The 14829-nt window shown below is 59.0% G+C and carries 10 protein-coding genes; all 10 read right to left on the minus strand.

The genetic code is table 11. The annotated features are described in order from the left end of the window. Window positions 1-944 (minus strand): amidase (locus AB5164_RS00440; RefSeq protein WP_368147719.1); only part of this gene is annotated, 944 nt, incomplete at its 3' end. Further along, window positions 944-1255, minus strand: coding sequence for an Asp-tRNA(Asn)/Glu-tRNA(Gln) amidotransferase subunit GatC (gene gatC / locus AB5164_RS00445; protein WP_035136890.1), 312 nt, complete (start codon window positions 1253-1255; stop codon window positions 944-946). The genes AB5164_RS00440 and gatC, both read right to left, overlap by 1 nt. Window positions 1256-1579: 324 nt before the next feature. Next, window positions 1580-2497 carry a class C sortase gene (locus tag AB5164_RS00450; RefSeq protein WP_368142550.1) on the minus strand — a complete coding sequence of 306 codons (918 nt, stop codon included), beginning with the start codon at window positions 2495-2497 and terminating at the stop codon, window positions 1580-1582. 281 nt (window positions 2498-2778) lie between these two features. Beyond that, window positions 2779-2931, minus strand: coding sequence for a hypothetical protein (locus tag AB5164_RS00455; RefSeq protein ID WP_199409394.1), 153 nt, complete (start codon window positions 2929-2931; stop codon window positions 2779-2781). A 303-nt stretch (window positions 2932-3234) separates the two neighbouring features. Next, window positions 3235-4998 (minus strand): isopeptide-forming domain-containing fimbrial protein, encoded by a 1764-nt coding sequence (locus AB5164_RS00460; protein ID WP_368142549.1) that lies wholly within the window; start codon window positions 4996-4998, stop codon window positions 3235-3237. A 114-nt stretch (window positions 4999-5112) separates the two neighbouring features. Next, complete coding sequence (locus tag AB5164_RS00465) at window positions 5113-6780, minus strand: SpaA isopeptide-forming pilin-related protein (RefSeq protein ID WP_368142548.1); 1668 nt, start codon at window positions 6778-6780, stop codon at window positions 5113-5115. Beyond that, window positions 6773-10297, minus strand: a complete 3525-nt coding sequence (locus tag AB5164_RS00470) for a Spy0128 family protein (protein ID WP_368142547.1) — start codon at window positions 10295-10297, stop codon at window positions 6773-6775. Before AB5164_RS00470 ends, AB5164_RS00465 begins: the two co-directional genes overlap by 8 nt. A gap of 504 nt (window positions 10298-10801) precedes the next feature. Then, window positions 10802-11623, minus strand: a complete 822-nt coding sequence (locus tag AB5164_RS00475; protein WP_368142546.1) for an HAD family hydrolase — start codon at window positions 11621-11623, stop codon at window positions 10802-10804. 224 nt (window positions 11624-11847) lie between these two features. Further along, window positions 11848-13068, minus strand: coding sequence for an MFS transporter (locus tag AB5164_RS00480; RefSeq protein ID WP_368142545.1), 1221 nt, complete (start codon window positions 13066-13068; stop codon window positions 11848-11850). A gap of 452 nt (window positions 13069-13520) precedes the next feature. Further along, window positions 13521-14828 (minus strand): molybdopterin-guanine dinucleotide biosynthesis protein B, encoded by a 1308-nt coding sequence (mobB, locus tag AB5164_RS00485; RefSeq protein WP_368142544.1) that lies wholly within the window; start codon window positions 14826-14828, stop codon window positions 13521-13523. Window position 14829: the final 1 nt, after the last annotated feature.

A 14829-nucleotide genomic window follows, 5' to 3' on the forward strand; every position in this document is an offset into this window, starting at 1 on the left:
ACGTAGTAGGCGGCGATGGCGGCGTCCAGGTGCGGCAGGTCGACCTCGACCAGCTCGGCGCCCTGGTTCTGCAGCTCCTGAGCGGCGCACTGAACAGCGGCCTTGACCTCGGGCGTCAGGCCCTCGGCCTCCATAAACGCGGGGATGATGCCCACGCGCTTGCCCTCGATGCTGTCGTTGAGATGCTCGGTAAAGTCGACGGCGCAATCCTGGCTGGTGCAGTCGTACGGATCGTGACCCGCGCCGGTAAGCGCGTTCATGGCCAGTGCGACATCCTCGACCGTGCGGCCAAAGGGCCCCACCTGGTCGAGCGACGAGCCAAAGGCGACCACGCCGTAACGGCTCACGGCGCCATACGTGGGCTTAAAGCCCACCACGCCGCACAGCGACGCCGGCTGGCGAATGGAGCCGCCGGTGTCCGAGCCCAGCGAGAGCGCGACCTCGCCCGCGGCGACGGCGGCAGCGGAGCCGCCCGAGGAGCCGCCGGGCACGCGCTCGGTATCCCAAGGGTTGTTGGTGCGGTGGAACGCCGAGCTCTCGGTGGAGCTGCCAAAGGCAAACTCGTCCATGTTGGCCTTGCCCATGGGCAGGCAGCCGGCATCGAGCATGCGCTGGACGCAGGTGGCGGTGTAGACGCTCTGGTAATCCTCAAGCATGCGGGAAGCGCAGGTAGTGCGCGTGCCCACGAGGTTCATGTTGTCCTTGATGGCCAGCGGCACGCCCGCGAGCGGGGGCAGCGGCTTGCCTGCTGCACGGTCGGCATCCACGCGCGCAGCGGCCTCGAGCGCAAGCTCGGGCGCCACCTGCAGGAATGCCTGGACCCCGCCCTCGCGTGCCTCGATGGCGGCAAGAGAGGCCTGGGCCACCTCGGTAGCGGTAAAGTCGCCGGCGGCAACACCCGCGGCGATCTGGGCGGCGGTAAGGGAATCGAAGCTTAGCGCCATTACTCGCTCTCCCCCTCTCCCAAAATGGACGGCACGCGGAAGTAGCGGTCGCGCGCGCTGCCGGCGTTTTCGAGCGCGACGTCGAGCGGCAGGTCGCGCTCGGGCTCGCGCAGGTCATCGCCCATCACGTTGGACAGGCTTCCGATAGGATGGAACGTGGGCTCCACGTCGGGCAAGTCATATTGCAAGACGGGCTCGAGCATCTGGACGGCATCGTTCATGTAGGACGTCATCTGGGCGAGCTCGTCATCGGTCAGTGCGATCTTTGCGTACTCGGCGATGCCGCGCACGTCTTTCTCGCTGAGTGCCATAGGCGCTCCCTTCCGCATAACAGATAAACCGCTCTAGTATACAAGGCAACGCCGCTTGGAGCAGGTGCTTTACCCAAATGCAGCGAAAACGTAACGAGGACGGCGGTTGGCAGGCGGCGGGCTGGCGGTTCTGCAGCAAAACCGCGCCGTCCGTAGCGAAAACCGTCCCGACCGCAACGAAGACCGTCGCGTCCACAACGAAGACCATCACAACATTCGACGCTTTTCGCCAAAATCGCGATTTTCATCGAATGTTGTGATGGTTTGGAAGTCCCGACCACCACAAAGGTACCTGTCCCCTTTGTGGTGGTTCTGGAGAATGTCTTATGCCGAGGCTTTGGCCTTGCGGCGCTTGCGGACCGCGTGGACCACGATGTCCAGCAGCAACAGCACAATGGCCACGACCACGATGAGCACGGCGAACTCGCGCTTGCCCCAGTGGCGGCCGGCCAGCGACTTTTGCTTGTCGACGTCCTTCTTGTTGTACTTGGTGCGCACGCAATGCACCAGCAGGCGATGGTCGTTCACGCCGTAGGGCGTGCAGGTGACAAGCGTCACCTTGTCGGCGCCGGGCTCGATGGTCAGCGACTCCATCTCCTCGGGCAGCACGACCTCGGAGTCCACCATCTTGTAGGCGAGCGTCTTGTTCATGGTGTGCAGCAGCACCAGGTCGCCGGGCTCCAGCGAGTGAATGTCGTCGAACATGCTCAGGTTGCGCATACCCGAGTGCGCGGTGAGCACGCAATGCGTCGAGGTGCCGCCCACCGGCAGGCTCGTGCCCTCCAGGTGGCCGACGCCCGCCATAAGGACTTCTTCGCTCGTGCCGTGGTAGATGGGCATGCTCACGTCGATGGAGGGGATCTCGACCCAGCTCATCATGGGGTCGCGGTCAAAGATGAGCTGCTGAGCGTAGGGCTCAATCTGGTCGGCGGGGAGCTCGGTGGCCTCGCCCGCCAGCTGCTCATTAAAGGAGCGCGCCTGGAGCAGGATGCGCTCGCGCTCCTCGGCAGACAGCGCGTCCACGGTGCTGGACACCGTGCTGATCTGGTTGAACACGCCCGAGGCCTCGAGCCGGTCCAAGATCCACGGCCAGGTCATAAGGCCCACGCCAATAAGGATGATGACGATGGTGATGAGCCGATCGGCCCAGCGCGGCAGTCGCTTGCGACGACGCTTGGGCTTTGGTTGAGGTTTGGGCTGAAGGCTTGAGCCGCCGTTGTCCGCGGCGTTATTGCTCTTCATATGTTTGGCGCCCTGCACCATCGCCGGTCACTCCTCTACAACTCAAGTTGTCTAAACAAATAATAGCCGATTAGCGAGCTTCCGCGCCAGACAACGCAGCCTGGCAGCATTGCGCAGCGCGAGTATGGGCCCGCATTTGAGTTTTCAGAATGTCCCGGATCGGCGGGGCGATTCGGGATACAATGTTAATAGGAAACGACGCATCCCGCGTAAGTACTTTGGAGCGCGGGCGACCAGTTTCCGGTGTTGTTAAATGCCCGGGCCTCTAACCCCGGGCATTCTTATTTGCGCTTGTTGCGGCGCAAATGCCTTCTACCGTCCGCACCGCGCGTGCGCCTACGGACCTTAAACCGAACCTCATACGAGTCAAGAAACGCGATGACGAACGAGCCCACCGCCGCGAGGGCGGCGAGCGCGTTAAGGAATTTCAGCATTTGGGGACCTCCGATCGAGTCGTCGGCCGCCCGCGCACGGGATGCGTCGCAAAGCCATTTTACTGCGGTTACACGCACCACGCCTGGTAAACGCAATAATTGCAAACATTTGTTCGATATTCATACGCTTGATCTCTCGGGCAATGAAACCTGACTGCGTTATCCAAAAAAACGGGGCAGACTCCAGTGCGGAGTCTGCCCCGAAAAGAGAATGGCAAAGCAAGAACGTGGATGGACGAGAAAAGTGTCCGCAAGTCTCATGGCCATCACATCCCACCTGCCAAAGGGATGGGTGAGCGAGCGTTACTCCTGCTCGGACTCCTCAGCCTGCTTACGGCTGCGGATGAGGTGCGCCACGCCGATGCACAGCACCGCGCCACCAGCGATCCAAGTGAAGGTCACGCCGTTAAGGCCGGTGAGGGGAAGGCCAGAGCCCTTCTTGTTCTTAATCGTGAGGGGCATGGTTGCGCCATTTGCATCCCCAATGACGGCCATCTCCTTATTGTTGGAGCTGACCGTAAGCGTATCCAACTCACCATTTTTCTTGTATGTCGGAGTTACCGTGATTTCAAATGAGGCGATGGTGTTGTAGCCAGTGGGTGTAGTGGTCTCAGTAATCTGGTACTTACCGGTGTCAAGGCCGGGAATATAGACCTTGCCGTCACTGAGTCTCGTCATGAACTCATATGCATGGCCCTCGTCGACAATCTCGCCGTTTTCACCAAGCCACTTGTTATCCAAAGTGTCCTCGTCACCTTCGAGAACCTTAACCTTAAAGCCCGCCTGGAGACCTTCTCCCTTGATTACTTCCCCGGAGCCCTTATCGGTCTTGGTAACATCGAGACGGAAGACGTGGTCCGTCACGCTCTTGATCTCGGATTTGCCGGTGCCTTCGGCCATGGGGTTATTGGAGTACTCGAGATAGACGTTGTTTGTATTACCGACAGTATCATAGTTAGCCTTGCTATTGAGTTTGGCCTTGTAAAAGACAACGATATAAGTGTTGGAATTGATAGTAAGGGTGTCGCTTTCTTTAGCCGCGATAGCCGACTTCAATCCCTTACCATTAAAACTCACCGTCAGAGTATTATTGTCCTCAGTAGGATTATCCACTGTGTAGCTTTCCGGACTTATCTTGGTATAGCTCTGACCATTCAGCGCATAAACCTCGAGCGACTTATTATCATAAGTAAGGCCCTGCGAAAGGGTATCCGTGAACTTGTATGTATAGGAATCATAGGTGGCGTAGTTGTCCGCAATCGAGCCGGTGAGCTTATAGCTTACTTCCTGACCCATCTGGGAGTCAGCAAAATTACTCCACCCCTGTTGAGCGGTGTAGCCGTCTTGTTTATTCTCATTGGAGTCGTTAAGGATCTCCTTATTGATCGTCGGGATGCTGGTCTTCTCAGTAACGACCACGGGATTACCGCCAACGATGGCAAAGATCGGAGAGGTGCCGGTATTCGGCTTGGTCTGAACCGTAAGACCATCAGACACGAAGAGATAATAGCCATCGCCACTAGCGTCCGGACGCGTCCACGATTTGTCCGCCGTAAGTTGTCCCGCAGCGGTCTCCGCATCAACACCTTGCTTCTTGCCTGAAACCGCAGCTGCAATTTCATAAAGCACGTCACCGGGAGCAACGCGCGTACCCTCGCTGCTGGTTGCCGAGCTGGCAGAAGTACCCGGCACATTTTTAGCAAGCCACTCGGCAACAACCGGGGCAGTGGCACCGTCCGCAAGCGCCGCAGTGCCGTCTGCATCCACGATTTCCTTGTACTTGGCAGATCCTTTAATAGCAGCGACTACCTTGGGCCCGATAGTCGTGCTTGACCATTCAATATCGGAAGCAACTTTTCCTTTGCTCCCCTCATCAGCGACTTTTGCCTTGAAGATCTGGTAGGCGTTGAACGTATTGTCATTGTTGGCGTCGTTGACCTTATTGATCGTGATGCTGCCCGTCGTACCCTCAGCAAACGCCATCGTGACCGGGGCCATCACGCCGCCGAAGCTCAGCGCTGCTGTGAGGCCGGCGGTTACTGCCAGGCGTGCGATGTTCTTGCTCATGCTCATCTTCTTTTCCTCTGCTTTCTGCTCGAATTCCATTTGATCTAAATCTGTCTGTCTGTGTCTTAGCATCTGCTTCGCTACGTCTCGCCCCGCTCTCTGCGGGGCTGCCAGCTACTCTTTATGGCTGCCACCTCCCCGCTTGACCAGGAGCGCGACCACGATGAGCGCGGCTCCGGCGACCGCTGCGACGGCCGCGGCGTACATTGCCATATCGCCAGTCGAGGGCATAAAGCCTCCGGTGGTAATGCTAGGGGGTGTGCCGGTGGGCGTGTTGATGAGCGACGCCTCCAGGCTACCCGTCGACCCGTCCGCGCTGTCGGCGCGCAGGGGCGACTCGGCCGTGATGGTGAGCTTGGGCTTGGCGGCGGCCACCTGATCGACGTCCAGGCCCTCGGCCTTGACCGTCACGGAGCGCGTGCCCTCAAAGGCGGTGTAGCCCTTGGGCGCCTTGAGCTCGCGGACCTCCAGCTTGCCCGAGTCCACGCCCGAGACGGTCACGCGGCCGTCCTCGCCCGTGGTGACGGTGGCCTTGCCCTCCGCATCCCACGTGCCGTCGGCCGCCAGCGTGCGACCGCGGTCGTCGGCGATGCTCAGGACCGCCCCGGCAAGCGGCTTGTCGCCGTCGCTGCCGCGCTTGGTGAGCGCGAGATCCCAGGTGTAGGCGCACGCATCGTCGCTCGGCGTGCGGGTGAAGCCGGCGTCGCCGGACTGGTCGGCAAAGGGAGAGCGCGGGTAGCGCAGGTAGACCTCGTTGGGGTTGCCCTTCGCGATGCCGTGGTTGCACGCGCTGTTGAGCGGCGCGTTGTACACGGCGACCACGCGGGCGCCCGCGGTGAAGGCGTCGGCCCCGCCGAGCGCGGCGATGAGGTCGCCGGTGCGCACGGTAAAGGTTCCGTCGGCCGCTACCTTGGTGGCGCACTGGGCCGTGATATCGGTCCAGCCCTTCGCGGGGTCGGTGCCGGCGCGACCGTCCTTGCCGGTCTGGACCGCGTCAAAGCCGCCGTCCGCGCCCGCCGCCACGTACACGCGCATGCTCGCGGCCACCTTGGAGGGGTCGAGCCCCGCGCTCATGGTGTCGACGAACTGCACCGCATAGGTGTCGTAGGCCGTGAGCCCCGCCGGGACCGTGGCAGAGAGGCGCCAGTACAGGCCGTCGGCGACCGTGGCGTCGGCGGCCTTCTGCCAGGCGGCGGTGCCGTCCTCCAGCACGTGCTTGGCGACCTTGGGGGTCGCCGCCTTGGGCTTGACGGTGACGGCGCTGCCGCCGACCAGGGCCATGATCGGCGCGGTGCCGGCCTCGTTCTGGGAGATGGCATCGTCGTCGGCGACGATGAGCCAGTAGCCACAGGGCAGCTCGGCCGTCGTGCCCGCGTTAAGGGCCACGGACACGGTGCCAGAGCTCTGGAGGGAACGAGCGAGCTGTGCGCTCAGCGCGCTCGTAAGGTGGGAATCGGTGTTGAGCCACTCGGCAGCTTCCTGCGCGGTGGTCTGGGATTTGGGCATACCGGCGCTGTGCAGCACAGGCAGCGCGGCGTCGCGCACGGCGTCGCTTGCCCAGGCAAGGTCGGTGGCGATCTTGGCGTCGCTGTCGCTGTCGACGACGTTGGCGCTAAAGATCTGGTAGGCGTCGTAGCTGCTCGCCACGGTGCCGCTCACCGTGATGGAACCGGTCGAGGTCGGCGCGGCCTGCGCGGAAGCGGGGAACACAACCGCGCAGGTGCCGATCAGGAGGGCAAGCAGCGCAAACAAGATCGGGAAGGAGCAAACTTTCTTATTCACGACGCTTACCTCCCTCCGCATTCGCCTTGCGACGAATGTGCATCCAGGCCGCAGCAGCGCAAAGCACCGCCGCGCCGGCAAGGTACGTCAGAGTGACGCCTGACATACCAGAAAGGGGCAAAGAGGTGGAGTAGGTGTTGGTAAAGGTGGGGGTGGAGGTGTTGGTGAGGTCGTGGTCTTCGCTATTAACGTCTTCCACCCACTTGCCATCGGAGTCGACGGTTCCCTTCCTGTAGGTCACCTTGCAGTTGATGGTTCCCTCGGTATTGTCCGTTGCAACAACCGTGAACTTATAGACCGACTGATCGAACTTGTAATGCGAGGAAATCGAGCTATCGTTCTTCTCACGCACGTAGTACGTGAAGGTCTTGGAAGCACCGTGTTTGGTGGTATCCCCACCCTCGAGTTTGCTCAAGTCATAGCTGATGGGATCAAAGATCAACGTTTGAGGATTCGTGCCCGTCGCAGAGGTCGTCACAGTCTTGAGACTATCTCCTTTGAACTTTGTATTATCCGCAAACTCGAGCGTAAACCCCTTCATCTCGCCGCCCTCAACGACCTTGGTCGCCATGGGCTTCCAAGAGCCGCTGGAGGTGTACGGAGTGTACTTGTTGGTGAAGGTCTTTGATCCATCGGAGCAACCAATTGAATAGTAGCCGTCTTCACCCGGCTGCACCCCACCCAGCGGGCTGCTTTGATCCTCGGAGTGCCTGGTCACGCTCACGCTTGCGATCGTGCAGTTATGAACGTAAAGCTCCACGTTATCGTTCGGATCATCCTTTTTCGGCACCTTCATGAGCAAAGTTTTGTTGTCCGTGAGCTGCACCTCGATCTCGTACACAGTGTGGTCGTACTCAATGCCAGAGACTCCACCGGTCTGTTCGACCAAGTAGTATGTAATCTTGTTAGCCTCAACAGTCTTATCAATGAACTGTTCGCCAAGGTCAAACGTGATGTTGCCGTCAGCTTCATTCTTGGCAGTTCCGACCAAGGTGCAGCCGCCATTGTTGAATTCATCTTTGTTCCAAGAGGGCATCGTCGCAGTGGCCGAATCCCTGCGATAGACAGCGAAGGAGAACTGATCTTTGGCGAGCGTTTCTTCTACTCCGGTTTGCTTATTTTTCAGCGCCTTTGACGCCTTCAGTTTAAGGCTCGGATAGACGTATGTATCCGCAGGCTGACCCAGGTACAGGTCGCCATTCGACATGATGCCACCGCCATGGTCCCAGGAATAGTTGCCCGTGATGAAAGTTGTAGCGGCATCCTGTGCTTTATTCGCTTCATCACTTCCAACTTCGACATCCGAAGTCAGACCGACGCTCCGATAAATCTTCACGCCGCCATTGGCAGGGATAGTGATAGCCTCATAGAGTTCGTCGTTATCACTGGGTTCTTTGTTATCACTGCGTTCTTTGCTTCCCCGATACTTGGCATCTTCGCCGCCGAGCATCTTGCCGATTATTGCCGCAAGCGGTTCCTTATGGCCAGCCTTTGCCACAAGGAAGAAATCGGCATGGCCGTTCTCGCGAAACACCTTCGAATTGTATGCATCTTGATCTTCAGTCTTATCAAAACCCTCAGCACCACCAGCTGAAAGATGGGGCGTACCATTATTATACTTGCCATCTGCCGGCTTATAATCGATGGCATTTTGCTCACTGCCAGCAGACGAATTGCCAAAGATTGCCGTGCCGTTAGTGTTCGTTACCAACGTCTTGCCCGTGGGGCAGACTGCTACGCCGCCGCCATAGCCACCAGCGGTATTGCTGCTAATGTACGAGTTGTATACAAATAATCTACCAGCAGTCTTTTCCTTACCCGCATCCGAGTTTCCCTGGACGAAGATACCGCCACCGCCCCAGTCAAAGCGAGACATGCAATGGTTATTCGTAATGTAGACCTTGCTGCTCGTAGCGTCGCCAATCATCGCGTCAACCATCTGGCCCACGCGAATGCCGGCACCTTCAGATTGATAGCTTACATTAGAGGCAATAATCCCTCCCGTGATATGCAGCCACGCCATTCCCGTACGAGGCTTGTCATTTCGACCCACATCGGTAACGTAAACGCCGCCACCGGCTTCCTCGGAATAATTGCCAGTAATCTGGCCACCGAAAATGCTGACATGGGCGCCGTTATTGGCAGCAAGCCCGCCGCCGCCATGGCAACCCCAGCCATCATTACCGCAGAACTTAGCCATTCTATTATTCGTGATATAGCCGCCCGAAACGGTTACGCTGCCGCCTACGGCCATAATGCCGCCACCATAGCCAGGCTGGTCGCTTTCCCCATTGAACGTCGCATTACCCGAAATAACCGCGTCCTTCGAAATGGAAACGTTCGAGCCATTCGAGTACACGCCGGCACCTTTGGGAGCGTAGTTTGCAGCGATAACACCGCCGATCAGACTGAGGGTCGATACATTGCCGTTTGTATTAACCATAATGCCCGCACCGGTACCCGAAGTTCCCGTAGAGGCACCGCATACGTAGCCACCGCTCATATTGACGGTAGAACCGTTCTCGGCATAGATGAGGCTGCCGACATTGCAGTCCTCTTTCTGCGTAAGCGTACCGCCCTGAAGGTTAAACGTGCCGCCCTGGTAAACGTTAATGAGCTTCATCGTGGAGTTCTTGGTGACTCCAACGATTGCGCCCTGAATAGTCGCTTTGTGCTCATAGATCTTCTCAGTGGTGCCTACACCACTTGCAGTCGATTCGGTTACGTAATAGATAAGACCAGTCGGAATGCCATTCTTGTCATAAGTCATCTTTGCCGTCTTGCCATAATTTTCAGGTGTCAGATGCTCGTCCTTATCTTGCAGCTGCTGGCCGTCGTCAACATCCTCCTGAATGTGCCCAGAGTCCACGTCGTCCACGACCGTAAGCGTCGCGCCCTTAGCAATATCAAACAGAGGCTTGCCATTACTATCATCGTGCTTAATCTTGTGACCATTTAAGTTCAAGGTGATATTGATGAGATTGTCGCTGGACTGTTCGAGCCTAATCTCATCGTCATAGTCGATATCGGCCATAAGCTTAAAAGTAGCAGCGCCGGCTCCATCACGCAGTTTATTGTTAAGGAGCTTTGAGCTCAGCTCTGCGCCGTTGCGAATTTCATAATCTGATTCATTCTCCGCAGCAGGCGCGATTGCGTCTTCACCATTAGTGTCGTCTTCGGCAGGCTGCTCAGCACTTTTTGCTTCCGTGTCATCGGGCGACAGGCCCGTCGCGACAGCGCCACCAGAGGTCTCGTCGCCCTCGGTCTCGTCACTATTCTGGTTTTCGGTATCCCCGTTGTTGGTGTTGTCTACATCAGTAGACTCACTTGAGGAACCCCCCCCCATCACAGTTTCCTCGGTAGAAACTGTCTGGGCATCGTTGGCAATGGCCTGCGAGATTGGAGGCATGACGAGCGACAGTACCAGGCTCAACACGGATGCTCCGCACAAAACGCCTGCCAGTACACGACGCGTCGCTTTTTTACTCTGCTTAGTTTTTTCTGAATTCGCTTTCATCGATGTCTCCTCCCCAAGAGACCGCGATCTTGCTCTTTCACTATCAAACGTATCTGCGCAATCTGTAATTGCGCACGGTTATAGTACATATTGTAACGATTGTTTGAACATCTAAGCAAAAATACCGATAGTTTTGTAGCGAATTCTCAATTCTCTTGACATTTGCTCGGATTTACCTTCGTTTATTCGCTATGAAATATCTATTTCTACTGGTAATTAAGCTAGTTATCATTTTTTAATAGCATTTTATTTATTTGCACAACATTTTGCTCAAGAGCATGCATCCTGTGAACGGTCGAAAATCGACCGTTCACGGTAGGTCATTAACCGGGATGAATAGACTACCAAATTGATGGGAATATCTTTAACCCATCGGTAGTTAGAAGCGTGATGTTCAGACAACAATATTTGAATTTTCGCGCAGATTTTAGGCATCAATTCGCCCAAATCGCCTGAGGCCACCGCAAAGGCGCCTGTCCCCTTTGTGGCGGTTCTCCCCCTGCACTACAGCAGATGCTCCTCGATAAAGATCGCGATGCCGTCTTTGTCGTTGCTCGCGGTTACAAAGTCGGCGGCGGCACGGGTGGCGTCGCTGCCGTTTGTCATGGCCACGCCCACGCCGGCGTCGGCCACCATGCAGGTGTCGTTGTCCGCATCACCAAACACGCAGATGTCCTGGAGCTCCATGTCGTTGAGCTCCGCCACGCGCACAAGGCCGCGCGTCTTGGACACGCGCGGATCCATGAACTCGTAGAGCCGCTGCGTGGTTTGCAGAGCCGCCGCCTTGACGGTGTCGTCGGCAAACGTCGATGCTCGCTCAATCACCCGCGGCATTACCTCTGGCGCCATGGTAAACATCACCTTGGGCTGCGGCTCGCGCAAAAACTCGGCAAAATCGACCACCTGGTAGGGCACGCCGTCGACGCGCGACAGGTGCTCGACGCACGCGTTGCTCTCGGGCACGTAGAACACGCCGTCTCGGGGGCAGACGGGCGTTGCCGGAAGGTCCGCCATGTGCTTGCAGATGCGCGCGATGGTCTCGCCCGGCAGCGGATAGCTCAGCTCGTTGATGTCGTGCGCACGGTCGATGACCTCGGCACCACCGCAGCCCACCATCACGTCCACCAGGCCTTCGATGCCCCAGAGCTCGTACATGGCCTCGGTCGCGTGGGCGTCGCGCCCGGTGCACAGGCCAAAGAGCACGCCGCGCTCGCGCAGGGCGCGGATCGCCGCCACGGTGCGCGGGGACACCGTGTGCTGGCTCGTGAGCAGCGTGCCATCGATATCGCAGAACACGGCTTTGATATGGCTGAAGGTGGTGTCCATGGGGGCCTTTCTGGGTTGTGCGGCGATGTGGGGTGTATTCGTGAACGGCGTACATGGTATACCAAGGCGCAGGCGCGGCCCGTCAAAGCAAAAACCACCACAAAGGTGCCTGGCCCCTTTGTGGTGGCCGGACCCGAAGGGTGTCCCGGCCCGGAGCGCAAACCATCACAACATTCGACGTTTTTCGGCAAAATCGCGATTTTCAACGAATGTTGTGATGGTTTTTACTGCCTTGCGGCACGATCAAAATGCCGGCGTCCAAACAGCAGCAACGCCGCGGGAACTGCCGTCACGACCATGCCCGCCCCTACGAGCGCCTGTTGCACGCCAAACGTCGCCGCCAGCCAGGGGGCAATCGCCAGCGGGGCTACGCCGGCGAACATGTTGCCAAAGCCCATGACCGAGTTGACGTGGCCGAGCTGCTCGAGCGGAGCCGTCGTTTGCACGATCGTGTTGTGGAGCGGGTTGACGACGCCCCAAGCTATGCCCAGTACAATCTGGCCGACAAGGGCTACGCCCACGTACGGCGTTCCCACATAGAGCAAACTTCCCAGACCCACGGACATGAGTGCCACGAGCAGCGTTTTGAGGCTGACGAAGCGCGGCGGCAAACGGAGCGCGACCACGGCACCCAGCACCGCGCCCACACCGCTGGCCGACGAGAGCCAGCCCATCCATTCGACACCGACGTGCAGGACATCGCGGTAGAAGAACGACTCCAGCGGGTCAAAGGCGCCATAGCCGAAGTTCGAAAGAAAGATGATGCAGAACAGTAGGGCGAGAACGCTATTGGTAAAGACCGTCTTGATGCTTGTCGCGAAGGTGGCACGGGAGGACGTGTTGGGGTCGGGGCTTTGGCTGGCCTTATCCGATGTGATGTCGCCGGTCGCGGGTTTGCCTTCGTGTGTGGCGGCCTGACCCGCACTTTGCCTAAAGCCCCAACCGGCGACGAGCGCCAGTACGGTAAAGATCATCATGAGCACGAACACCGCGCGTGACGATGCAGCCGCCGCGACAAAGCCGCCCAGTGTGGGGCCAACGATGATACTCACGTTTGAAAACATGGCAATGGCGGAGTTGATGTCTTTGAGCTCGACAGGATCGTCGGTGAGGTAGGCCGGATAGGATGTGGCGATGGGCTGGGCGAACCCCATCACAAAGCCCAGGAGCACCGCGCCGGCAAGGACTGTTTCGGTCGCGCTGCCAAAGGCGAGAATTGCCGCGCCGGTTGCCAACGTGCCGACGATACTCGCCCGGAAATGACGGCGCGGACCCCAGGCGTCGAGCGCCGCGCCACCCGCAAAGGATCCCAAGATCACGAATGCGTTCATAAACAGGACGGCCAGCGATGTCGCGACGACCGAAGCGTCGTCCGCATAGGTGAGTGTTCCGATAACGCCGATAAAGTAGCTGGTCTGAAAACCGGTGTAAATGAGAAAGCGCATGGCCACCAGGCGCTTGGCCTGCGCGGACAGCTAAGGTTGAGGTTTTGAGAGAAGAGATGCGAGCATGGAGACTCCTCGTTTCATACGAATACGGGCGGTGGGCATTCGCCACCGTCTATCGAATCAATCAATCCGCATGAAACATTAAGGACCCATCAAGCCCCTTTTCTCCGTTTTTCGCCCGTCATGAACTACTTGGTAGATTGTAAGGCATGTCCCACACATCTACTTAAACAAAAACCACCACAAAGGTGCCTGGCCCCTTTGTGGTGGAAGTGACGTTTGCCCAGATAAAACCTACCAAAATAAACCTGTCCCTTTTTGGCATGTTATGGCAACGCAGCGAGCCGGTTCCAAGTGCCCCAGGTCGCCCCGAAAGAGGAGCGACGCGTACTTTGGTACGCGAGCGACGGCTTGAGGGGCGAGATGGGGTGCTTGGGGCCGGCGCAGCGTCAAGCCTGAAGGTGATCTTGGATGAGGTCGCAGATGGCTCGGGCGTCGTTGATGTTGATGGCTCGGGTCGCGAAGCCGGCGTCGAAGGCCTGACGCGCCAGGGCCTCGTTGCAGGCAAGGGCCAGCGTGTGACCGTCGACCAGGTCGAGCGAGCTCTTGCCGCGCAGACGGTCGACACCGGAGCGCGCGACGACGATGTTGTCGAAGCCCTCGGTCTTGTAGCCCTCGATGATCACCACGTCGACATCGTTGTAGCGCGACAGCAGCTCGCGCGCGGGCATCTCGTCCTCCTCGCGCGTGTCGGCGTACTCCGCCCAGCGCGTGGCGCAGATGAGTCCCACGTGCTTGGATCCGGCCTGGTGATGGCGCCAGGTGTCCTTAGCGGGCACATCGATATCAAAGCCGTGATGCCCATGATGCTTGAGCGAACCCACGCGCAGGCCGCGGCGGGTGAGCTCGGCAATGACCTTCTCGACGAGCGTTGTCTTGCCCGAGTTCTGGTAGCCGATAAACGCGATCGCGGGGACGGCCGGTGTCGGAGCTGCGGACGCGACGGCGACGGGTGCGCTCGCGGGTGCGTTGCCCGCGGCTCCCACGGCCTCAACAGCAGCGGCCTGGCGTTCGGCACGATCCCACACACCCGAGCGACCACCTTCCTTGTGCAGCAGACGAACGTCGACGATCTCCATGCCGCGATCGACCGCCTTGCACATGTCGTAAATCGTTAGGCACGCGGCACTCGCGCCGGTCAGGGCCTCCATCTCGATACCCGTCTTGCCCGTCACGCCGGCCGTAACCAGTACGTGAAAGCCAACCTGTCCGTCCGCGCGCGCCGGTGCCCAGCCCTCGGGCACGTCCTCGGCCGGCGTCCCCGCCGGAGCGATGGGCGCAATGTCGCACTTGCTCTTGGTAATGAGCAACGGATGGCACATGGGGATGATGTCGCTCGTGCGCTTGATGGCCATAATGCCCGCCACGCGCGCGCAGGCAAGCACGTCGCCCTTTTTGGCGCGGTCCTGCAGCACCATGGCCTGCGTCTCGGGATGCATGAGGATGGTGCCCTCTGCGATGGCAATGCGATGGGTCTCGGCCTTGTCGGACACGTCAACCATGCGCACCTCGCCCTTGGCGTCCACGTGCGTCAACTCGTCGCGACGGGCGTCACGGGCGGGCTCGGTGGCAGCGCTGGCAGTCGGCTGTGCGGACGCGTCGGCGTTGCCAGCATTCGCCGCAGCCGTGGCTTTGTGGGCAGACATCGCGGCCCTGCGAGCGGCCTTGGTGGCATCGGCGTACCTGCTCTTGGCCATA

Origin of the sequence: Collinsella aerofaciens, assembly GCF_040915425.1 — a bacterium.
Classification (GTDB): domain Bacteria; phylum Actinomycetota; class Coriobacteriia; order Coriobacteriales; family Coriobacteriaceae; genus Collinsella; species Collinsella aerofaciens_BW.

Excerpts from the sequence above, each read along its gene's own strand:
- gatC (WP_035136890.1), bottom strand. The coding sequence starts at position 1,255 with ATGGCACTCAGCGAGAAAGACGTGCGCGGCATCGCCGAGTACGCAAAG.
- AB5164_RS00450 (WP_368142550.1), bottom strand. The coding sequence starts at position 2,497 with ATGAAGAGCAATAACGCCGCGGACAACGGCGGCTCAAGCCTTCAGCCC.
- AB5164_RS00455 (WP_199409394.1), bottom strand. The coding sequence starts at position 2,931 with ATGCTGAAATTCCTTAACGCGCTCGCCGCCCTCGCGGCGGTGGGCTCG.
- AB5164_RS00460 (WP_368142549.1), bottom strand. The coding sequence starts at position 4,998 with ATGAGCAAGAACATCGCACGCCTGGCAGTAACCGCCGGCCTCACAGCA.
- AB5164_RS00470 (WP_368142547.1), bottom strand. The coding sequence starts at position 10,297 with ATGAAAGCGAATTCAGAAAAAACTAAGCAGAGTAAAAAAGCGACGCGT.
- AB5164_RS00475 (WP_368142546.1), bottom strand. The coding sequence starts at position 11,623 with ATGGACACCACCTTCAGCCATATCAAAGCCGTGTTCTGCGATATCGAT.
- AB5164_RS00480 (WP_368142545.1), bottom strand. The coding sequence starts at position 13,068 with ATGCGCTTTCTCATTTACACCGGTTTTCAGACCAGCTACTTTATCGGC.
- mobB (WP_368142544.1), bottom strand. The coding sequence starts at position 14,828 with ATGGCCAAGAGCAGGTACGCCGATGCCACCAAGGCCGCTCGCAGGGCC.